The organism is Modestobacter sp. VKM Ac-2978, from assembly GCF_026968025.1.
GTDB lineage: Bacteria > Actinomycetota > Actinomycetes > Mycobacteriales > Geodermatophilaceae > Modestobacter.
The window spans coordinates 47,916-67,590 of record NZ_JAPVBP010000005.1; the positions used below are offsets into that span (position 1 = coordinate 47,916).

Below are 19,675 nucleotides of genomic sequence, written 5' to 3' on the forward strand. Positions count from 1 at the left end.
AGTGGAGTCGCCGCTCGGCTGACCCGGAGGAGTCCGGTGACCCGGCCGAGATGGAGGACCCCGAGGCGGTCGCCCGGGGGATCTGTCTGCGGGCGCTGACCGGCACGCCGAAGACCCGCAAGCAACTGGCCGACCTGCTGGCCAAGAAGGACGTGCCCGACGAGGCCGCGGCCGCGGTGCTCGACCGGTTCACCGAGGTCGGCCTCATCGACGACGCCGCCTTCGCAGCTGCCTGGGTCTCCACCCGGCAGTCCGGTCGTGGGCTGGCCCGGCGGGCACTCAGCGCCGAGCTGCGGGCGAAGGGGGTCGACGGGGAGGTGGCTGCGGCTGCCGTCGCGGAGGTCGACCCGCAGGACGAGTGGGACTCCGCCCGGCGGCTGGTCGAGCGGAAGCTCCCCTCGATGCGCCGGCTCGACCGGGTCACCGCGGAGCGGCGTCTGATCGGCATGCTCGCCCGCAAGGGCTACGGCGGCGGGCTGGCCGGCTACGTGGTGCGCGAGGCCCTCGACGGCCGCGACGAGCCGGACGATGACTCCGCGTACCGCGCGGGCGCCGACTCGTGTGGCGGTTCACCAGACCGCTCCGACGTCGGCGAGGGGTTCGTCGAGCTGGACCCACCCGGTACTGCGCCCGTGGCCTGGTCCCGGGAGAGGTCAGAGGCACGGGCTGCGGCACGCGCTTCCCGTGAGGCCGCCGCAGCGGTCGGCCTCGACCCGTCGGGCATCGAGGGCAGTGTCGAGGTGGGGGAGGGGCGCGCCCGGCCGATCGGCCGGCGTCGTCCACCAACCGAGGGGATGCCGGCCGACGACTTGTCCTAGTCCGGCCGCCGGCGCGGATCAGCCGGGCAGGTGCCGCTTTGTTGCTGGTGGCGCGGTGCCGCGCGTCGGTGCCACCGGTCAGCACTGCCGGGCGAGTCGGAAGCCGAGGTCGTCGATGCGCAGGGTCGGGTGGCTCTTGCGGCGACACGACGCTCGACAGCTGTGCGGGTGGTCCTGCCAACCGCCGCCGCGGAACACCCGGTACGGGCCGTAGACGTCCGGGTCGAACAGGTCCCAGCACCACTCCCAGACGTTGCCGATCATGTCGTGGAAGCCCCAGGCGTTCGGCGCCCGGGTAGCGACCTCGTGCACCCGGTCCCCGGAGTTGCCGCGGTACCAGGCGATGTCGTCGAGCTGACCGTGCCGCACCTCAGAGCTGCCCGCTCGGCAGGCGTGCTCCCACTCCGCCTCGGTCGGCAGGCGGTAGCCCGACGCCGTGGCGTCCCAGCCGATGTCCAGTCCATCCGGGTCCCCGCCCAGCACGTAGCAGGGCTCCAGCCCGTCCGCCCGGGACAGGGAGTTGCAGAACCGCACGGCCTCGAACCAGGACACCTCGGTGACCGGCGTCCGGGGCCCCGCTGGGTTGGCCGGCGCTGCACCCATGACCGCGCCGTACAGCTCCTGGGTCACCGGTGTGGGGGCGAGCCAGAAGTCGGTGACGTCGATCGGCCAGGTGACCTGGGAACCCTCATCCCGGAGGACGATCTCCCCACCCGGCACCGGTAGCAGGTCCTCCAGTGTCGGCACCGGGGCAGTGGACCACGGCTCCAGGCGCGATGCGCCCAGTGGTCCGCGCGGCGACGCCCGCGCGAGCGCGTGGCCGGCCTGCATGGGCCCGCACCCCGGTGCCCGCGCAGGGCGTCCGTCAGGGAGTCAGCGGTTCAACCAGGCGGAGATGTCGATGGCCACGCCGTCGGCGGCCTCCTCGTCCGGCATCAGCCAACGCCGGCTGCGCTCCTGCCCGGCCCGCAGCCACAGCTCGATCGCGGTGTCGAACTGGGACATGGTGACCTCCTTGCCAGCCACCGAGCTGGACGGCCCCAGGAAGGTCACGTCGGACTCCTGGCCACCGGTGTACAGCAGCACCACCCGGCAGCGAGAGCGACGGTGCCGGGCCGGTGGCACGGCCTCTCGGACGATCGCCGAGTCCGCTCCGGAGGCGGCGGCGAACCGGCGTGCGCTGGCACGCAGCTTGCTCACGAAGATCTGGGTGGTGGTGGCCAGGTCGTCGTCCTCGTCGAGGTCCAGGTGCATGTGGCGCGGAGCGGCGGCAGTCGAGGTCACACCCCCACTCTCGGCAGTGAGCGACGGCACCGTCACCGGCTGAAAGTGCCAAGACGCGCCCCGGACTCCGGCAGTCGGCCAGCCAGCCGGGGGCGATGGGTCGGATGTGACGGCTTTGGGCGGGCGGGGTCTCGCCCGCCCCACAGGACCGAGGTCCCGGGCACACGCGGACCGGCTGCAGCGGGTGCCCTCAGCACTCGGCCCCGGCGTCCAGGGTGGACGCCGGGGCCGAGTGCGGACCATCGGGCTGCGCGGTCACTCGTCGTGCCGCCTCGGTCAGGTCGCGCCGCCTCCGCCGCCCATCTGGTCGGCGGGCGCAGCGGTCACCGCCTTGCGGCCGGCGCGGTTGGTACGGCGCTCGGTGTACCGGGCCAGCATGGAGAGGAGCACGTTGATCAGGATGTAGATCAGCCCGGCCGCCACGTAGAGCTGGAAGGTGTACCGGTCGCCGAAGAGGGAGTTGAAGTACTCGACGAGCCCACGCGCCTGCCGGAGCAGCTCCAGGTAGCTGATGATGAAGCCCAGCGACGTGTCCTTCAGCAGCACCACGAGCTGGGCGACCAGCACGGGGAGCATCCGCCGGGTCGCCTGCGGCAAGAGGATCAGGGTCATGACCTGCGACTTGCGCAGCCCGAGGCCGAACCCGGCCTCGCGCTGGCCCCTGTCGATGGACAGGATGCCGGCCCGGAAGATCTCGGCCAGCACGGCCATGTTGTAGAGGACGAGGCCGCCGGTCAGTGCGGTGAACGTGCTCAGCCGCACGCCGTACTTCGGGAGGACGAAGTACAGCGCGAAGATCACGACCAGCAGCGGGATCGCGCGGAAGAACTCGATGACCGCGGACACCGGGACGCGGATGAAGCGGTGGTCGGACAACCGCCCCACCGCCAGCAGCAGCCCCAGCAGCGTGGCGAGGACCATGGCGACCGCCGCGACCTGCAGGGTGCGCAGCAGGGCGCGGCCCAGCGCTTGCGGGACCCCGCTGGAGGGGTCGAACAGGATCGCCCAGCGCTCGGGCTCCAGCTGGCCGTTCCCACCCAGCCGGAGCAGGACGAAGCCGATGATCGCAAGGACGAGCACTGCGCCGATCGCGGTGCCGACCCGTGCGCGGGCGCGGGCGCGGGGCCCCTGGACGTCGAAGAGCACTGGTGTGGTCATCGGAGGATCGCCACCCGTCGTTCGATGCGGTGCACGGCCAGCGCCGACGGCAGCGTGATCAGCATGTAGCCCACCACGACCCCGACGAGGATGGCAGTCAGGTCACCGGCGCTGGCGTTCACGAGCCGTGGGAGCAGGGAGCTCAGTTCGCTCACCGAGAAGCCGGCCGCGATCGAGGTGTTCTTCACCATCGCGATCAGCACGTTGCCCAACGGCGGGACGACGGTGCGGAACGCCTGCGGGAGGACCACCTCGCGCAGTGACTGACCGAAGGTCAGGCCCAGGGCGCGGGCCGCCTCGGCCTGGCCGGGCGAGACGGAGTTGATCCCCGAGCGCAGCGCCTCGCAGACGAAGGCAGCGGTGTAGAGCCCGACCGAGAGCACCGCGCCCGTGAAGAAGTCGATCACGAAGTCGATCTGCGGCAGCCCGAAGATCATGAAGAAGAAGACCACCGTGAGCGGGGTGTTGCGGAAGGTCTCCACGTAGAACGTGGCCAGCCCGCGCAGCGGAGCGATCGGGCTGACCCGCATCGCGGCCAGCACCGTGCCGAGGACCAGGGCCACCAGGCAGGCGAGCAAGGACAGGCTCAGCGTCGTGAGGAAGGCGTCCCAGAACAGGTCGAAGTTGTCGATCAGGAACTGCACCACGCCTCCTCTCAGGGCGAGCGGCGGCGAGGCGCCGGCGAGCGGGGTCGACCCGCCGCCGGCGCCTCGCCGGGGTCAACAGGGTCAGTAGCGGTCGACCGAGGGCGGCTCGGGAGCGTCCGTGCCGGTGATGGCGCCGGCGGTGCGGTCCCAGGCCTCGGCCCACGAGCCGTCCTCGAAGGACGCCTCGAGGGTGTCGTTGATGAAGCTCCGGAACTCGTCGTCGCCCTTGGTGATGCCGATGCCGTAGGGCTCCTCGGTGAACGGGTTGCCCACCAGCTCGAACGCGTCGGGCGCGCCGGCGACCAGGCCGGTGAGGATGACGTTGTCGGTGGTGACCGCGTCGACCTGACCGTTGCGCAGCGCGTCGGCGCACTTGGAGTACACGTCGAACAGCGTCAGCGTCGCCTCGGGGTAGTTGGTGCGGATCTCCTCCGCGGGCGTCGAGCCCTCGACCGAGCAGACGTTCTGTCCGGCGAGGTCGTCCGGGCCCTCGATGCCGAGCGGGTTGCCGGCAGCGACCATGATGTCCTGGCCGGCCTCGTAGTACGGGCCGGCGAAGTCGATGAGCTCCTTGCGCGAGTCGTTGATCGTGTAGGTGGCCACGACCATGTCGACGTCCTCGTTCTGGATGAACGACTCGCGGTTGGCCGAGACCGTCTCCACCCACTCGATGTCGTCGGTGGCGATGCCCAGCTCGGCGGCGATCAGCTCGGCGATCTCGACGTCGAAGCCCTCAGGGACGCCGTCGGGCCCGGCCAGTCCGAACCCGGGCTGGTCGAACTTCGTGCCGACGGTGATCGTCCCGGACTCCGCGAGCTCGGCCATCGTCGTGCCCTCGTCGAAGGAGACGTCGTCGGCGACCTCGGCGTTGCCGCCGGCGGCGTCTTCGGTGGTCTCGCCGGCGTCGCTGGAGCAGCCGGCGAGGACGACGCCGGTGGCCGCGAGGGCGGCGGCGTAGCGGGTGATGCGCATGGAGGGTCCTCTCGTGGATGTGCGGGTGATCAGTGGTTCAAGATCTTGGAGAGGAAGTCCTTGGCCCGGTCGGAGCTCGGGTTGGTGAAGAACTCCTCCGGCGTCGCGGACTCGACGATGCGGCCGCCGTCCATGAAGACGACACGGTTGGCCGCCCGGCGGGCGAAGCCCATCTCGTGGGTGACCACGATCATGGTCATCCCGTCCTGGGCGAGCCCGACCATCACCTCGAGGACCTCGTTGATCATCTCCGGGTCCAGGGCCGAGGTCGGCTCGTCGAAGAGCATCACCTTCGGGTCCATCGCCAGCGCCCGGGCGATCGCCACGCGCTGCTGCTGGCCGCCGGAGAGCTGGGCGGGCACCTTGTCGGCCTGGGCTCCGACGCCGACCCGGTCGAGCAGCTCGCGGGCCCGCTTCTCGGCGTCGGCCTTGGACTGCTTGCGGACCTTGATCGGCCCCAGCGTCACGTTCTCCAGCACCGACTTGTGCGCGAAGAGGTTGAAGCTCTGGAACACCATGCCGACGTCGGCGCGCAGCCGGGCCAGCTCCTTGCCCTCCTCGGGCAGGCGCTCGCCGTCGATGGTGATCTCACCGTTCTCGATGGACTCGAGGCGGTTGATCGTGCGGCACAGCGTCGACTTGCCCGAACCCGACGGTCCGATGACGACGACCACCTCGCCGCGGTCGACCGTCAGGTCGATGTCCTGCAGGACGTGCAGTTCGCCGAACCACTTGTCGACGCCGGACATGCGGACGAGAGGGTCTCCGGTCGGGCGTTCGGTCACAGCGGGTGACCCTAGGTGGCTTGCACCCCAGGAACGTCGCGAAGGCATCACGAAGCTGTAACGAAGCTCCGGAGGACCCCGGCGTTCACCCGGTCGTGGTCCTGCCGGTCACCAACCGGAGTCGTCGACGTGCACCGGGTACCCCTCGCACCCCCGTACGATCCCGGTGGTGAACGGCAAGACCTACCTCGTGCGCACCTACGGCTGCCAGATGAACGTGCACGACTCCGAGCGCCTCTCCGGCCTGCTCGAGTCGGCCGGGTACTCGGCGGCCCCCGACGGCACCGACGCCGACGTCGTCGTGCTCAACACCTGCGCGGTCCGGGAGAACGCCGACAACCGGCTCTACGGCAACCTCGGGCACCTGCGCCCGGTCAAGGACGCCCACCCCGGCATGCAGATCGCCGTCGGTGGCTGCCTGGCGCAGAAGGACCGCGGCGAGATCGTCAAGCGCGCGCCCTGGGTCGACGTCGTCTTCGGCACCCACAACGTCGGCTCGCTGCCAGTGCTGCTGGAGCGGGCCCGGCACAACGCCGAGGCCCAGGTGGAGATCGTCGAGTCGCTGGAGGTCTTCCCCTCCACGCTGCCGGCCAAGCGGGACTCGGCCCACTCCGGCTGGGTGTCGATCAGCGTCGGGTGCAACAACACCTGCACGTTCTGCATCGTCCCGGCGCTGCGCGGCAAGGAGAAGGACCGCCGTCCGGGCGAGATCCTGGCCGAGGTGCAGGCACTGGTCGACCAGGGCGTGCTCGAGGTGACCCTGCTCGGGCAGAACGTGAACGCCTACGGCGTCGAGTTCCGCGAGCGCGGCGCCTTCGCCGACCTGCTGCGCGCGACGGGGCGGATCGAGGGCCTCGAGCGGGTCCGCTTCACCAGCCCGCACCCGCGTGAGTTCACCGACGACGTCATCGCGGCGATGGCGGAGACGCCGGTGGTCTGCCACCAGCTGCACATGCCGCTGCAGAGCGGGTCGGACGACGTGCTGCGCCGGATGCGCCGCGGCTACCGCCAGGACCGCTACCTCGGGATCATCGACCGGGTGCGGGCTGCCATGCCCGACGCCGCGATCACCACCGACATCATCGTCGGGTTCCCGGGCGAGACCGAGGCGGACTTCTCCCAGACCCTCGACGTCGTCCGGCAGGCCCGCTTCTCCAGTGCCTTCACCTTCCAGTACTCCAAGCGGCCGGGCACCCCGGCCGCGGAGATGGACGGGCAGCTGCCCAAGGAGGTCGTCCAGGAGCGCTACCTGCGACTGACCGCCCTGCAGGAGGAGATCAGCTGGGCGGAGAACCGGGCGCTCGTCGGCCGGCCGGTCGAGCTGCTCGTCGCCGCAGGCGAGGGGAGCAAGGACGCCGCCCGCGGCCGGCTCTCCGGCCGGGCCCGTGACGGCCGGCTGGTCCACTTCACCGCCGCCGACGGCGTCCGGGCCGGGGACGTCGTGGAGACGGTCGTGACCGCCGCGAAGCCGCACTTCCTGGTCGCCGACGGTGAGCTGGTCTCCCACCGGCGCACCCGGGCCGGCGACGCGAGCGAGGCCGGCACCCGCCCGACCACGCCCGGCGTCACGCTCGGCATGCCCGGGATCGGCGTCCCGGCGCCGCTGCCGGCCGCGGTCCCCGCCTGCAGCTGACCTCACCGGGCCCGGGAGGTCCCGGACGGACGAAGGACCGTCCCCCTGCACCGGGGGTCGGTGCAGGGGGACGGTCCTTCGATCAGGTCACCGGGTGGGACGTCCCGGTGGAGGTCAGCTGCCCGGGTGCAGCAGCACCTTGGTCCAGCCCTGGTCCCGGTCGTCGAAGCGCCGGTAGCCCTCCACGGCCTGGTCCAGGCCCAGCTCGTGGCTGGTGATCAGGCCCGGGTTGGCCTTGCCGTCGATGATCAGGTCCCGCAGCTGCCGGTTGTAGCGCTTGACCGGCGCCTGCCCGGTGCCCATCGACTGGCCCTTGGTGAAGAAGGTGCCGAACTGCCAGGGGATGCGCCCCTCCTTGGCCAGGTCGCTGGTCGCGCCCGGGTCCTGCGGCACGTAGACGCCGACGACGCCGATCCCGCCGGTGGAGCGGACCACCTGCACGAGGTTGTCCAGCACCAGCTCGGGGTGCTCCTCGCCACCGGAGTCGTGCGCCTGGTAGCCGACCGCCTCCACGCCGCGGTCGACCCCGCGCCCGCCGGTGGCCTGCATCAGCTGCTCCACCGGGTCACCGGCGCTGAAGTCGATCGGGGTGGCCCCGAACTTCTCCGCCAGCGCCAGCCGGTCGGTCTCCTTGTCCACGACGAAGACCTCGGAGGCGCCGCGGATCATGGCGCTGTGCGCGGCCATCAGCCCCACGGGGCCACCGCCGAACACCGCCACCCGGTCGCCGACCTGGAAGCCGGACAGCTCCACGCCGTGCCAGCCGGTCGGGAAGATGTCCGAGAGCATCGTGAAGTCGTTCTCGTGCTCGGTGCCCTCGGGCAGGTGCAGCAGGTTGAAGTCCGCCCACGGCACCCGCAGGTACTCGGCCTGCCCGCCGTCGTAGGGACCCATGTTCGCGTAGCCGTACGCCGCGCCGTCCATCCCCTCGGTGGGGTTGGCGCGCAGGCAGAACGACGTCCAGCCGTCGGTGCAGTTGCGGCAGGTGCCACAGGCGATGTTGAACGGGACCGACACCCGGTCGCCGACCTTGATCCGGTCGACGCCGTCGCCGACGGCCTCGACGACGCCCATGTTCTCGTGGCCGAGGACCTTGCCCTCCTCCACGGAGGTGCGGCCCTCGTACATGTGCAGGTCGGACCCGCAGATGTTGGTGGTGGTGATCCGGATGACCGCGTCGGTGGGCGCCTGGATCGTGGCGTCCGGCACCTCCTCGACGGCGACGTTCTTCGGGCCTCGGTAGACGACTGCCTTCATGGCGGGCTCCTCTGTCTCGACAGTGGTGTGGATCCCAGACCGGGCCGGCGGGGCGCAGATGGCGGCCCCGGGGAGGGACAGCGGCTCGCGAGCAGGGCTGCGGGCGCCGTCGTCACGGGCAGGACCCGGTCGTGGACAGACCTACCCGACCGATCGCGCGCTACACGAATGCACGCAACGCGATACGAGACAGGGCCCGTCCGGAACGACCGGACGGGCCCTGTCTCGTACCTGGCCCCGGTGGGGCCCTCGCTCAGCGACGGCCGGCGGACTTCTCGGCCTCGGCCAGCCACTCCCGGCGGGTGGTCAGGTTGGCCTCGGCCTCGCTGATGCGCTTCGCGTTGCCGGCGGCCTGCGCCTTGGCCAGCTGGTCCTCGGCCTTGGTCACCGCCGCCCGCATCGAGGTCAGCAGCGGGTTCTCCGGCTGGACCCGGGGGCGTGCGGACTCACTCGCGCCGCGGAACTTCTCCTCGACGGTGCGCATCCGGTCCTCGAGCTCGCGCATGGCGCCGCGGGGCACGTGCCCGATGGCGTCGTAGCGCTCCTGGATCTTGCGCAGTGCGTTCTGGTTGCCCTTGTTGGCCGGGTCGAGCTTCTCCGCCTCGGCGAGCAGCTCCTCCTTGGCCTTCTGGTTGGCCAGCTCGTCGCTGCTGCGCGCCTGGTCGTTGGCGGTGCGGGCGGCGAAGAACACGTCCTGGGCGGCGCGGAACTTCTTCCACAGGTCGTCGTCGGTGTCCCGGCCGACCCGCGGCACGGCCTTCCAGCGGTCCATCAGCCCGCGCATCGCCGCGCTGGTGGGGCCCCACTCGGTGGAGGCGGACAGCCGCTCGGCCTCGGCGATCAGCTCGCTCTTGGCCGCCCGCGACTCACCCCGCTGCTTGTCCAGCTCCGCGAAGTGGGCGCCACGGCGGCGACCGAAGGCGTCCCGCGCGGCCGCGAAGCGCTGCCACAGCGCCTCGTCGGTCTTGCGGTCGATGCCCTTGATCGTCTTCCACTCCTCGACGATCGCCTTGAGCCGGTCACCGGCGGCCTTCCACTGCGTGGAGTCCGCGGCGATCTGCTCCGCCTCGGCGGCGAGCGCCTCCTTGCGCTGGACCTGCACCGCGCGCTGGGCCGCCTTCTCGGCCCGGTTCGCCGCGACGGCGGTGTCGGCCATGCTGACCATCGCCCGGGCGCGGGCGGACAGGCTGTCCAGGTCGCCGACCGCCTGGGCGAGCGGGATCGAGTCGGCGAGCTCCTGGGCCTTGGTGCGGATCTCGCCCGGGTTGCCGGTGTGCGCGGCCAGCCGCGCCTCGAGCAGGGTGACCTCGGTGGCCAGGTCGTCGAAGCGGCGGCCGTAGTGGGCCAGGCCCTCGGCCGGGGCGCCGGCCTGCCAGGAGCCGACGGTGCGCTCGCCGGTGGCGGTGCGCACGTAGACCGTGCCCTCCTCGTCGACCCGGCCCCAGGCGGACGGGTCGGAGGCGGGCATGGCCGGGATGACGGTCGGGACGTCGGCCGGCGCCGAGCTGCTGGCGGTGCTGGACGGCGCGGGGGAGGGGGAGGGGGTCGGCCGTGGGGCGGACGCAGGGTCGTCGCCGGTCGATGCGTCGCCGGTCGATGCGTCGCCGGTCGATGCGTCGCCGGTCGGTGCGTCGGTGGCCGGGAGGTCGGTGGGGACGTCGGTGGTGGGGACGTCGCTGGTCGGGTCGGCGACCGCGGCATCGGCCGGGGCGGCGGCGGCAGGGGTGCCCGCCTCGGGGGTGACGGCCGCGGAGGCGGTGTCATCGGGCTGCGCAGCCGGGGGCTCGGCGGCCCCGGGTCCGTCGATGGCGGGGCCGCTGCCGTCGGGCTGCGCGTCCGCCGGGACGGCGGCGCCCGGGGTCGCGGCCAGTGGCCCCTCGTCGGGCGACGTCACCTCGACGACCGCATCCTCAGGGCGCTCCTCGGGGGCGGCGGTGGCCTGCTGGGTCCGGTCTCCGGTGTTCTCCGTGCTCGACACGTGAGCAGTCTCCCACGATGCATCCGCGACACTCCCTGGCGTGAGACCTCCTCCTCCGGTGACCGTGGCCTTCTGCCCGCAGTCGCCCCTGTTGCTCCCCGCGGTCGCCGGTGCCCCGAGCTGTGCGCTGTCGGTGCTGCGCGCCGCCGTCTCCACCGCCGTGCAGACCGTCCTGGAGCACCAGCCGGAGGTGGTGGTGGTCGTGGGGGAGGGTGCCGACGGCCTCCGGTTCGGTCCCGGTGACGCCGGTGACCTGCGCGGGTTCGGCATCGACCTGGAGGTCCCGTTCGCCGGCCGGGTGCGGCCCGGCGGGCACCGCGTCCCGCTGCCGCACCTGGTGGCCGCCTGGCTGCTGGACCGCGCGGGGCACACCGGCGGCCGGCTCGGGGTGGGGCCGGACGACCTCGCCGCCGTGCTGGCGGACCTGCCCGGTCCCGTGGGGGTGCTGGCGATGGGGGACGGGTCGGCCCGGCGCACCGAGAAGGCACCCGGTGCGTTCGACGCCGCTGCCGGCCCGTTCGACGCCGCGGTCACCGCTGCGCTCCGCACCGGGGACACCACCGCCCTGGCCGCCCTGGACCCCGCCGCGGCGCGGCGACTGCTCGCCGCCGGGACCCCGGTGTGGCGGGCGGTCGGCGCCGCGCTGAGCGGGCGCGTCGTCGCCGCCGAGCTGCACCACGACGACGCCCCGTTCGGCGTCGGCTACCCCGTCGCCACCTGGCAGGCCCGGTGAGCGCCGCGGGCCGCGGCGGGCCGCCGGTCACCGCCGGCGGCGGGCCGCCGGTCATCGCCGTCGTCGGGCCGACCGCCACCGGCAAGACCGCGCTGGCCGTCGCGCTGGCGCACCGGCTGGCCCGGTCCGGCGCCGGGGGTGAGGTGGTCAACGCCGACTCCATGCAGCTCTACCGGGGGATGGACATCGGCACCGCCAAGCCGACCGAGGCCGAACGCGACGGCGTGCCGCACCACCTGCTGGACCTGTGGCACGTGCGGGAGCCGGCCTCGGTGGCCGAGTACCGGCAGCGCGCCCGCGCCGAGGTCGACCGGCTCCGCGCAGCGGGCGTCGTCCCCCTGCTGGTCGGGGGCTCCGGGCTGTACGTGCGCGCGGTGCTGGACGAGCTGGACTTCCCCGGCACCGACCCGGTGGTGCGGGCCCGGCTGACCGGCGAGCTGGAGGCCCAGGGCGCAGCGGTGCTGCACGCCCGGCTGGCGGCGCTGGACCCGGCCGCCGCGACCGCGATCCTGCCCAGCAACGGCCGGCGGGTGGTCCGGGCGCTGGAGGTCATCGAGCTGACCGGGCAGCCGTTCACCGCGACGCTGCCCGCCCCGCGACCGCACTACCCGGCGATCACGGTCGGGCTGGACCGGGCGCCCGACGAGCTGGACGACCGGGTGGCCCGCCGGGTCGATGCGATGTGGGCAGCCGGCTTCATGGCGGAGGTCGCTGCGCTCGCCGACGACGGGTTGCGCGAGGGGCCGACCGCGTCCCGCGCCCTGGGGTACGCGCAGGTGCTCCAGCAGTTCGACGGGGTGCTCACCGCGCAGGAGGCGCGCGAGCGGACGGTCTCCAGCACCCGCCGGTTCGTCCGCCGGCAGCGGTCCTGGTTCCGCCGCGACGCCGGCACGGTCTGGTTCGACGCGGGCCGGCCGGACCTGCTCGACGTCGTCCTCGCCCTGGTCGCCGACCGTACGATCGACCGGTGATCGACAGCTCCGGCCCGCGGGTCCTCCTCGGCCACGGCACCGAGAACGACTTCGTCGTCCTGCCCGACCCCGCCGGGGACGTGTGGCCGGAGGCGCGCCTGGACGCCGACCTGGTGCGCCGGCTCTGCGACCGCCGCGCGGGCCTGGGCGGGGACGGCGTGCTGCGGGTGGTCCGGAGCCGGCACGTGCCCGACGCCCCCGGCGTGCTCGGTGCGGCACTGGCCGACTGCGAGTGGTTCATGGACCACCGCAACGCCGACGGCTCGTACGCGGAGATGTGCGGCAACGGAATCCGGCTGTTCCTGCACGTGCTGCTGGCCGAGGGGCTGCTGGAACGGGGAGTGGCCGAGGCCGGCGTCCTGGTCGGCACCCGGGGCGGGCCCCGCCGGGTGGGCGCCCGGCCCGACGGCGGCTACTGGGTCGACATGGGCCCGGCGGTCCCGCTGGGCCGGAGCGAGGCGCGCGTCGCCGGCGTCGCCCACCCGGGGCTCGGGGTGTCGATGGGCAACCCGCACCTGGTCTGCCTGACCGACGTCGAGGTCGACACTCTGGACCTGTCGGTGCTGCCCGGGGTCGACGACGCGATGTTCCCCGAGGGGGTCAACGTCGAGCTGGTGAACGTGCTCCCGCCCGAGGGCGCCTGCGCGCACGTGCGGCTCCGGGTCTACGAGCGCGGCGTGGGGGAGACCCGCTCGTGCGGCACCGGTGCCTGCGCCGCGGCCTACGCCACGTTGGCGGACGGCGGACGCGACGCCGGGACGGTCCTCGTCGACGTGCCGGGCGGCCGGTTGTCGGTGCAGTTCGACGGGACGACGACGGTGCTCTCCGGCCCGGCCGTCGTCGTCGCCACCGGGACCCTCAGCCGGGAGTGGCTCGCCGGCTGAGGGTCCCGGCTGCGCGACCGCAGGTCAGGGACGGTCGGGCTCGTCGGCCCGCGTCTCCGGGTCGTCGGTGGGCGCCTCGGGTTTGTCGCCGGGCCCCACGTTCCCGGTGCCGCGTGGTGCGCCGCGGCCGGTGTCCTGGTCCGCGCCACCGAAGACGTTGCGCGGCGGGTCGAGGCCGGCGGGGTCGCGGCCTGGGTCGTCGAGCTCCTCGTTCGGGCTGGTCATCGTCGTCCTCTCGAGCGGTGGACCGTGCCCCGCCGCCCTACCCGGCACCCGGCCGGCCAACCCGTCGGCTGCTCAGCCGGACCGCTCGGGATCGCTGCCGGCGGTCGGCGCCCGCGCCTCGGGCACGGTCGTCACTCCGCCGGCCGGGGCGTCCAGGCCGTCGGGCAGGTCGCGCATCCGCAGCAGGGGGCTCGCCACCACCCAGCCGGCCGCCAGCAGCTGACCGGCCGCGGCGATCCACAGCGTCGGCAGCACGCCGAGCCAGGTGCCCAGGACGCCGCCGAGCAGGCCGCCCAGCGGCATCGTGCCGTAGACCAGGAAGCGCACCGAGGCGTTCATCCGGCCCAGCAGCGCCGGTGGGCACAGCCGCTGCCGGAAGCTGACCTGGGTGATGTTGTAGACGACCACCGCCCAGCTGAAGCCGAACTGGCCGAGCGTCAGGAAGACCAGCGGGGCGCCGGTGGCGGCCAGCGGCGTGAGAGCGGTGAACGGCACCATCACCATGACCGCCAGCGGGATCGCCCGGCCCTCGCCGACGGTGCGGGCGAAGCGGGCGGCCGTCGCCGCGCCGACCAGTCCGCCCACCGCGCCGGCGGAGAAGACCAGGCCCAGCACGCTCTCGGACAGCTCGAGCCGGCGCAGCGCGTAGAGGACCAGCAGGGTCGTGGTGATCGTGGAGAACAGGTTCGACGTGCCGGTGCAGGCGACGATCCGGCGGAGCAGCGGCTGGTGGACGACGAAGGACAGCCCCTCGCCGATCTCGGCGCGCAGCGACCGCCGCCCGGCCCGGTCGGGAACGGTGTCCGGGCGCTGGATCCGCCCGATGAAGAACGCCGAGAGCAGGAAGGACGCCGCGTCGACGGCGATCAGCAGGGGGGCGCCCAGCACCCGCAGCAGCACGCCCGTGATGCCCGGCCCGGCCACCTGGGCGACGGCCCGGCTGGCCTCCAGCTTGCCGTTGCCGTCGACCAGCTGGTCGCGGTCGACCAGGGCGGGCAGGTAGCTCTGGTAGGCGACGTCGAAGAAGACGGTCGCCGTGCCGGTCGCCGCCGCGACGACGAACAGCTGCCCGAGGGTGAGGGCGTCGAGGAGGTACGCGATCGGCAGGGTCGCCAGCACCGCCGCGCGCACCAGGTCGGCGGTGACCAGCACCCGACGGCGCCGCCAGCGGTCGACCCAGGCACCGGCCGGGAGCCCGATGAGCAGGAAGGCGGCGGTCTCGAGTGCCGTCAGGACGCCCATCTCCAGCGGCGTCGCCTCCAGCAGCGAGACCGCCAGCACCGGCAGGGCCAGCAGGGTCACCTGGGTGCCCACCTGGCTGACCGTCTCAGCGGCCCACAGCTGACGGAAGTCGTGGTGCCGCAGCAGGCTCCGGTCGCGGGTCACCGGCGCAGCCTCCCGCCACTGATCGGGGGAAGTCAATCACTGAGCCGTGTCGACGTCCTAGGCTGCCGGGATGGACGAGCCGGAGGCCGGTGCGGGCGAGGCGGTGGCCGGTGCGGGGGCGCGGCGGTTCGTCGGGGAGCGCCGGCCGGCCACCGACGCCGAGGCGCGCGCCCTCGCCTCCGCCGTCCGGCTGCGGATCCTGCGGCTGTGCCTGGACGAGGCGCTGACCAACAAGGAGCTCGCCGCGCGGCTGGGCCGCAACCCGGCGACCGTGCTGCACCACGTCCGCACCCTCGTCGACACCGGCTTCCTGGTCGCCGAGAGCGCGCGGCGGGGCGCCCGGGGCGCCCGGGAGGTGCCCTACCGGGCGACCGGGAAGAGCTGGCTGATGGACGGCGCCGGCGCCTCGGGCGCTGCCCGGGACGCCGCGCTCGCCGCCTTCCTCGAGGAGGTCGCCGCGGTGGGGGAGAGCCACCTGGAGAGCACCCGGTTGGGCCTGCGGCTGGGTGCGGCGGACCTGGCCGAGTTCCGCGAACGGCTGCACCGGTTGCTGGACGAGTACGCCACCCGGCCGGCGGACCCCGGGGCGGAGCGCTGGTCGCTGTACCTCGGGATGCATCCGGAGGTCCGAGGTGTTGTACCGGGCGATGACAACAGGTGATGTGACAAGTCGGTCGCCCCAGGACCAGGGGCATGCCACGCTGGAGACGATGACGACAGCCCAGAACCGCGCGATCCTCGACGAGGCCGAAGCCCGTGTCGACAAGGCGCGCGCCAGCATGCCCGACACCAAGCCGGCACCGGCCGGTCAGTGGGACGCCGCCGACGACACCACCGGCTCCTACGTCAAGGAGGAGCGCGGCGCACTCCGTCGGGTCGCGGGGCTCGGCACCGAGCTCACCGACGTCACCGAGGTCGAGTACCGCCAGCTCCGCCTGGAGCGGGTCGTCCTGGTCGGCGTCTGGACCGAGGGGACGGCGGCCGACGCGCAGCGTTCGCTGACCGAGCTCGCCGCGCTCGCCGAGACCGCCGGTTCCCAGGTGCTCGACGCGCTGATGCAGCGCCGGGACAAGCCGGACCCGGCCACCTACGTCGGCTCGGGCAAGGCCGCCGAGCTGCGCGAGGTCGTCGCCGCCACCGGCGCGGACACCGTGATCTGCGACGGGGAGCTGGCCCCCGGCCAGCTCAACCAGCTGGAGAAGGTGCTCAAGGTCAAGGTGGTCGACCGGACCGCCCTGATCCTGGACATCTTCGCCCAGCACGCCACCAGCCGGGAGGGCAAGGCCCAGGTCGAGCTGGCCCAGATGCAGTACATGCTGCCCCGGCTGCGTGGCTGGGGTGAGTCGCTGAGCCGGCAGGCCGGTGGTCGGGTCGCCGGCGGTGGCGGCATCGGCACCCGTGGTCCGGGTGAGACCAAGATCGAGACCGACCGCCGCCGGATCCGCTCCCGGGTGAGCAAGCTCCGCAAGGAGATCGCCGGGATGGCGACCGCCCGGACGACGCAGCGCAACTCCCGCGACCGCAACGCGACGCCGAGCGTGGCGATCGCCGGCTACACGAACGCCGGCAAGTCCAGCCTGCTCAACCAGCTCACCGGGGCCGGCGTGCTGGTCCAGGACGCGCTGTTCGCCACCCTGGACCCGACGGTCCGTCGCGCGCAGACGCCCGAGGGGCGCGAGTACACGATGACCGACACCGTCGGCTTCGTGCGCCACCTGCCGCACCAGCTGGTCGACGCGTTCCGCTCCACGCTGGAGGAGGTGGCCGACGCCGATCTGCTCGTGCACGTCGTCGACGGTTCCGACTCCGACCCGCTGGGCCAGATCGACGCCGTGCACACGGTGCTCAACGAGATCGACGCGTCCGCCGTCCCGGAGCTGATCGTCGTCAACAAGGTCGACGCGATGACCGAGGAGGACATGCTGGCGCTGCGCCAGGCGCTCCCCGGGGCGATGTGGGTCTCGGCCCGGACCGGCGAGGGCATCGAGGCGCTGCGCGACGTGATCGCCCAGCGGCTGCCGCACCCGCACATCGACGTCGAGGTGCTGGTGCCCTACGACCGGGGTGACCTGGTCGCCCGGGTGCACCGGGACGGCGAGGTCGTCGAGGAGGCGCACGAGGCCACCGGGACCCGGCTGACCGCGCGCGTCAACGCCGGCCTGGCCGCCCAGCTCGACGATTTCACCGCGCCGGCCACCGAGGACTGACGGAGGGCCCCGCTGCCGCTCGCACGTTCGTGCCGGGCTCCGGCAGCGGGGCGAGCGGACAGCCCGGCGGATCACGACCAGGTCACGGCCCCGGTACCGTGACGCGATGACCAGGGGAGCGGTGGACCGGACGGCGACCGCTGCCGATCGACCGGTCGCACCGGTGGTCGGGGTGGGCCGGCCGCCGTGGTGGCTGCTCGTCCTCGCCGCCCTCGTCACCGTCGCGGTCACCGTCAACCTGCTCAGCCGCGGGTGGCTGGAACGGATGGACCTGCGGGTCTCCGAGGTGACCAGTGTGTGGGCGCTGCGGGACTCGTGGGCCTACTGGCCGATCTGGGTCGTCACCCAGATCGGCGGGCGGGTGACGATCCTGGTGGTGCTGGCCGGGCTGGTCGGGTGGCTCGCCGTGCGGCAGCGGACGCTGGTGCCGCTGGTCCGGGTGGTCGTCGCGCTGGCCCTGCTCACCACCGTGGTCTACGCGTTCAAGTGGGGCACCGGTCGTACGGCCCCGGCCTTCCCCGGGTCGTTCTTCCACACGGACGGGGCCAGCTACCCCTCGGGGCACGTGGCGAACGCCGTCCTCATGTGGGGGGTGGCCCGATGGCAGGCCGTCGAGTTCGGCCTGCCCGCGGGCGTGCAGCGGGCCACCTGGCTGCTCAGCGTGCTGGGGCCGGTGGCGACGGGTGTGGCCATGGTGGCGCTGGACTTCCACTGGGTCACCGACGCGGTGGTCGGGCTCGCGGTCGGACTGCTGCTGTTGGGCGTGGTTCACGCACTGGACGCTGTCGCGATGTCACGCTGGGTTCGTGCCAGAGTCGGCCGATCCCAGGCGTAGCCGCGCCACCCGCCGCAGGACGACGGCCGGCGCCGTCCTCTGTGCGCCCGTCGGCCTGCTGGTCGCACTGCTGCCTGCCGGGTCGGCGACCGCCGACGACGGGACCGCTCCCTACGGCGAGCCGACCACCCGGTGCGAGATCACCGACCCGCGGCTCCCGGAGCTCTCCGGCCTGGCCGGCGCCGGGGAGTCGATGCTCGCGATGAACGACGGCGGCGACCGCGCCGAGGTGCTGGTGCTCGACGGAGCCTGTGCGGTGGGCGAGGTGCGCACGGCGGAGGTCGACCCGTACGACCCCGAGGACCTCGCCCTCGCCGCCGACGGGACCATCTGGCTCGCCGACATCGGGGACAACGCGCAGAGCCGGGAGACGGTGGCGCTGATCGGTCTGCGCCCCGACGGGACCACCGTGCTGACCAGGCTCACCTACCCCGACGGTCCGCACGACGCGGAGGCCCTCCTGCTCGCGCCCGACGGCACCCCGTACCTGGTGACCAAGGAGGTGTTGGGCGCCAGCTCCGTGTACCGCCCGGATGCGCCCCTCGGCGACGGAGCCACCGTGCCGATGAGCAAGGTGGCGGCGCTCGGGTTCACGTTGACCGGCACACCGGGCGGCCCGGTGGGCCGGGCCGGCCAGCTGCTGGTCACCGGTGGCGCCGTGTCGTCGGACGGCTCGCGGATCGCCTTGCGGACCTACACCGACGCCTATGTCTGGCCGTTGAGCGGCTCCGACGTCGCCGGGGCGTTGGCCGGGCCCCCGGTGCGGGTGGCGTTGCCGGAGGCCCCCCAGGGCGAGGCCATCGCCTTCGCGGCGAACGACCGGGACCTGCTCGTCGCCGGCGAGGGACTCCCTGCGGTGGTCACCCAGGTGCCGGCCACCGGTGACCTGGCGGGGACGGCCCCGGCGGAGCCAACCGAGGCCGCCGCCGGGTCGCTGGCGACCGCCGGTGGGGTCGAGCCGCTGACCGCCGGTCTCATCGCCGCGGCCGTGGCCACCGTGCTCGTGTGGGTCGGCGGCAAGCTCCGGCGGAACCCGGCCTGAGCACGGCTCCCGTGCCCGAGGTCAGACCCGGCGCAGGACGGTGACGACCCGGCCGAGGACCGTGGCGTCGTCACCCGGGATGGGCTCGTACGCGGCGTTGTGCGGCATCAGCCACACGTGCCCGTCGCGCCGCTTGTAGGTCTTCACCGTCGCCTCGCCGTCGATCATCGCGGCGACGATCTCGCCGTTCTCCGCGGTCGGCTGCTGCCGGACGACGACCCAGTCACCGTCGCAGATCGCCGCGTCGACCATCGAGTCACCCGCGACCTTCAGCATGAACAGGGTGCCCTCGCCGACCAGCTCGCGGGGGAGGGGGAAGACGTCCTCGACCGCCTGCTCGGCCAGCACCGGACCGCCGGCGGCGATCCGGCCGACCAGGGGCACGTACGTGGGTCGGGGGGCAGTGGCGTCGTCGACGCCACTGGCTGCACCGGAACCGGCCAGCGCCTCGGCCGTGGCCTCGTTCGTCGTCGCGGTGCTGTCGCCGGGGAGGCGCACGTCGAGTGCGCGCGGCCGGTTCGGATCACGGCGCAGCCAGCCCTTGCGCTGCAGCACCGACAACTGGTGGGCCACGGACGAGGCGGAGGAGAGACCGACCGCCTCACCGATCTCGCGGACCGAGGGCGGGTAGCCGCGGCGCTCGATCGAGTCACGGATGACCTCGAGCACCCGGCGCTGCCGCTGGGTCAGTCCGTCGCCGTCGGCGGCCCGGTCGGGGAACTCCCGCACCGCTGCTCCCGCCCCCGCCGCAGCCGTGGGCGCTGCGCCGTCGGCGGGTGCCGGGCTGGACGCTCCACGCCGCGAAGGGCTCTTGCCGCCGCGCGCCTTCGGGCCGTCGACCGCCATGTGTCCTCCTCGTC

Annotated in this window: 20 protein-coding genes; 9 read left to right on the forward strand and 11 right to left on the reverse strand. The window is 73.5% G+C overall.

The features are described 5' to 3' along the window. Nucleotides 1–50: 50 nt before the first annotated feature. Nucleotides 51–818 (forward strand): regulatory protein RecX, encoded by a 768-nt coding sequence (locus O2W53_RS13490; protein ID WP_269163558.1) that lies wholly within the window; start codon nt 51–53, stop codon nt 816–818. A gap of 78 nt (nt 819–896) precedes the next feature. On the opposite strand, the gene O2W53_RS13495 is transcribed toward O2W53_RS13490, so the two are convergent. The 6 genes from O2W53_RS13495 to O2W53_RS13520 form a co-directional block, all read right to left on the reverse strand. Then, on the reverse strand, nt 897–1,565 hold the full coding sequence (locus tag O2W53_RS13495; RefSeq protein WP_269163559.1) for a formylglycine-generating enzyme family protein: 669 nt from the start codon (nt 1,563–1,565) through the stop codon (nt 897–899). 126 nt (nt 1,566–1,691) lie between these two features. After that, entirely contained in the window at nt 1,692–2,102 is a 411-nt protein-coding gene (locus tag O2W53_RS13500) for a hypothetical protein (RefSeq protein ID WP_269163560.1), read from the reverse strand. 276 nt (nt 2,103–2,378) lie between these two features. After that, on the reverse strand, nt 2,379–3,260 hold the full coding sequence (locus tag O2W53_RS13505) for an amino acid ABC transporter permease (protein ID WP_269163561.1): 882 nt from the start codon (nt 3,258–3,260) through the stop codon (nt 2,379–2,381). Next, nucleotides 3,257–3,904, reverse strand: coding sequence for an amino acid ABC transporter permease (locus tag O2W53_RS13510; RefSeq protein WP_036334129.1), 648 nt, complete (start codon nt 3,902–3,904; stop codon nt 3,257–3,259). The genes O2W53_RS13505 and O2W53_RS13510 overlap by 4 nt, the downstream gene beginning before the upstream one ends. An 84-nt stretch (nt 3,905–3,988) precedes the next feature. Then, nucleotides 3,989–4,879, reverse strand: a complete 891-nt coding sequence (locus O2W53_RS13515) for a glutamate ABC transporter substrate-binding protein (protein WP_269163562.1) — start codon at nt 4,877–4,879, stop codon at nt 3,989–3,991. Nucleotides 4,880–4,908: 29 nt separating this feature from the next. Continuing rightward, the gene (locus tag O2W53_RS13520; protein ID WP_269163563.1) at nt 4,909–5,628 is read right to left on the reverse strand and encodes an amino acid ABC transporter ATP-binding protein; all 720 of its coding nucleotides are present in this window, start codon (nt 5,626–5,628) and stop codon (nt 4,909–4,911) included. Between the two features lie 205 nt (nt 5,629–5,833). Between O2W53_RS13520 and miaB the strand changes: the two genes are divergently transcribed. After that, on the forward strand, nt 5,834–7,297 hold the full coding sequence (gene miaB, locus O2W53_RS13525) for a tRNA (N6-isopentenyl adenosine(37)-C2)-methylthiotransferase MiaB (RefSeq protein ID WP_269163564.1): 1,464 nt from the start codon (nt 5,834–5,836) through the stop codon (nt 7,295–7,297). 114 nt (nt 7,298–7,411) lie between these two features. Here the strand turns inward: miaB and O2W53_RS13530 are convergent, their stop codons facing one another. Then, nucleotides 7,412–8,554, reverse strand: a complete 1,143-nt coding sequence (locus O2W53_RS13530; protein WP_269163565.1) for a glutathione-independent formaldehyde dehydrogenase — start codon at nt 8,552–8,554, stop codon at nt 7,412–7,414. Nucleotides 8,555–8,807: 253 nt separating this feature from the next. Then, nucleotides 8,808–10,532: a DUF349 domain-containing protein gene (locus tag O2W53_RS13535; protein ID WP_269163566.1), complete on the reverse strand. Its 1,725-nt coding sequence runs from the start codon at nt 10,530–10,532 to the stop codon at nt 8,808–8,810. Between the two features lie 40 nt (nt 10,533–10,572). On the opposite strand from O2W53_RS13535, the gene O2W53_RS13540 reads away from it, so the two are divergent. Genes O2W53_RS13540 through dapF form a run of 3 tightly spaced genes read left to right on the forward strand, consistent with a single transcriptional unit; the run spans nt 10,573 to nt 13,120 of the window. After that, entirely contained in the window at nt 10,573–11,265 is a 693-nt protein-coding gene (locus O2W53_RS13540) for a hypothetical protein (RefSeq protein ID WP_269163567.1), read from the forward strand. Further along, nucleotides 11,262–12,236: a tRNA (adenosine(37)-N6)-dimethylallyltransferase MiaA gene (gene miaA, locus O2W53_RS13545; protein WP_269163568.1), complete on the forward strand. Its 975-nt coding sequence runs from the start codon at nt 11,262–11,264 to the stop codon at nt 12,234–12,236. Before O2W53_RS13540 ends, miaA begins: the two co-directional genes overlap by 4 nt. Next, entirely contained in the window at nt 12,233–13,120 is an 888-nt protein-coding gene (gene dapF / locus O2W53_RS13550) for a diaminopimelate epimerase (protein WP_269163569.1), read from the forward strand. The genes miaA and dapF overlap by 4 nt, the downstream gene beginning before the upstream one ends. Before the next feature lie 24 nt (nt 13,121–13,144). Here dapF and O2W53_RS13555 read toward each other — a convergent pair whose 3' ends face one another. Continuing rightward, nucleotides 13,145–13,345 carry a hypothetical protein gene (locus O2W53_RS13555; protein ID WP_269163570.1) on the reverse strand — a complete coding sequence of 67 codons (201 nt, stop codon included), beginning with the start codon at nt 13,343–13,345 and terminating at the stop codon, nt 13,145–13,147. Between the two features lie 72 nt (nt 13,346–13,417). Next, a complete protein-coding gene (locus O2W53_RS13560; protein WP_269163571.1) occupies nt 13,418–14,731 on the reverse strand; it encodes an MFS transporter in 1,314 nt (437 codons plus the stop codon). Between the two features lie 70 nt (nt 14,732–14,801). On the opposite strand from O2W53_RS13560, the gene O2W53_RS13565 reads away from it, so the two are divergent. The 4 genes from O2W53_RS13565 to O2W53_RS13580 all read left to right on the forward strand — a co-directional run bounded on the left by O2W53_RS13565 (nt 14,802) and on the right by O2W53_RS13580 (nt 18,815). Continuing rightward, nucleotides 14,802–15,392, forward strand: coding sequence for an ArsR/SmtB family transcription factor (locus tag O2W53_RS13565; protein WP_269163572.1), 591 nt, complete (start codon nt 14,802–14,804; stop codon nt 15,390–15,392). A 49-nt stretch (nt 15,393–15,441) separates the two neighbouring features. After that, complete coding sequence (gene hflX, locus O2W53_RS13570) at nt 15,442–16,938, forward strand: GTPase HflX (RefSeq protein ID WP_269163573.1); 1,497 nt, start codon at nt 15,442–15,444, stop codon at nt 16,936–16,938. A 106-nt stretch (nt 16,939–17,044) separates the two neighbouring features. Next, nucleotides 17,045–17,773, forward strand: coding sequence for a phosphatase PAP2 family protein (locus tag O2W53_RS13575; RefSeq protein ID WP_269163574.1), 729 nt, complete (start codon nt 17,045–17,047; stop codon nt 17,771–17,773). Beyond that, nucleotides 17,745–18,815: a hypothetical protein gene (locus tag O2W53_RS13580; RefSeq protein ID WP_269163575.1), complete on the forward strand. Its 1,071-nt coding sequence runs from the start codon at nt 17,745–17,747 to the stop codon at nt 18,813–18,815. The genes O2W53_RS13575 and O2W53_RS13580 overlap by 29 nt, the downstream gene beginning before the upstream one ends. A gap of 21 nt (nt 18,816–18,836) precedes the next feature. On the opposite strand, the gene lexA is transcribed toward O2W53_RS13580, so the two are convergent. After that, complete coding sequence (gene lexA, locus O2W53_RS13585; protein ID WP_269163576.1) at nt 18,837–19,661, reverse strand: transcriptional repressor LexA; 825 nt, start codon at nt 19,659–19,661, stop codon at nt 18,837–18,839. Nucleotides 19,662–19,675: the final 14 nt, after the last annotated feature.

Excerpts from the sequence above, each read along its gene's own strand:
- O2W53_RS13490 (WP_269163558.1), top strand. The coding sequence starts at position 51 with ATGGAGGACCCCGAGGCGGTCGCCCGGGGGATCTGTCTGCGGGCGCTG.
- O2W53_RS13505 (WP_269163561.1), bottom strand. The coding sequence starts at position 3,260 with ATGACCACACCAGTGCTCTTCGACGTCCAGGGGCCCCGCGCCCGCGCC.
- O2W53_RS13515 (WP_269163562.1), bottom strand. The coding sequence starts at position 4,879 with ATGCGCATCACCCGCTACGCCGCCGCCCTCGCGGCCACCGGCGTCGTC.
- O2W53_RS13520 (WP_269163563.1), bottom strand. The coding sequence starts at position 5,628 with ATGTCCGGCGTCGACAAGTGGTTCGGCGAACTGCACGTCCTGCAGGAC.
- O2W53_RS13530 (WP_269163565.1), bottom strand. The coding sequence starts at position 8,554 with ATGAAGGCAGTCGTCTACCGAGGCCCGAAGAACGTCGCCGTCGAGGAG.
- O2W53_RS13555 (WP_269163570.1), bottom strand. The coding sequence starts at position 13,345 with ATGACCAGCCCGAACGAGGAGCTCGACGACCCAGGCCGCGACCCCGCC.
- O2W53_RS13565 (WP_269163572.1), top strand. The coding sequence starts at position 14,802 with ATGGACGAGCCGGAGGCCGGTGCGGGCGAGGCGGTGGCCGGTGCGGGG.
- hflX (WP_269163573.1), top strand. The coding sequence starts at position 15,442 with ATGACGACAGCCCAGAACCGCGCGATCCTCGACGAGGCCGAAGCCCGT.
- O2W53_RS13575 (WP_269163574.1), top strand. The coding sequence starts at position 17,045 with ATGACCAGGGGAGCGGTGGACCGGACGGCGACCGCTGCCGATCGACCG.
- lexA (WP_269163576.1), bottom strand. The coding sequence starts at position 19,661 with ATGGCGGTCGACGGCCCGAAGGCGCGCGGCGGCAAGAGCCCTTCGCGG.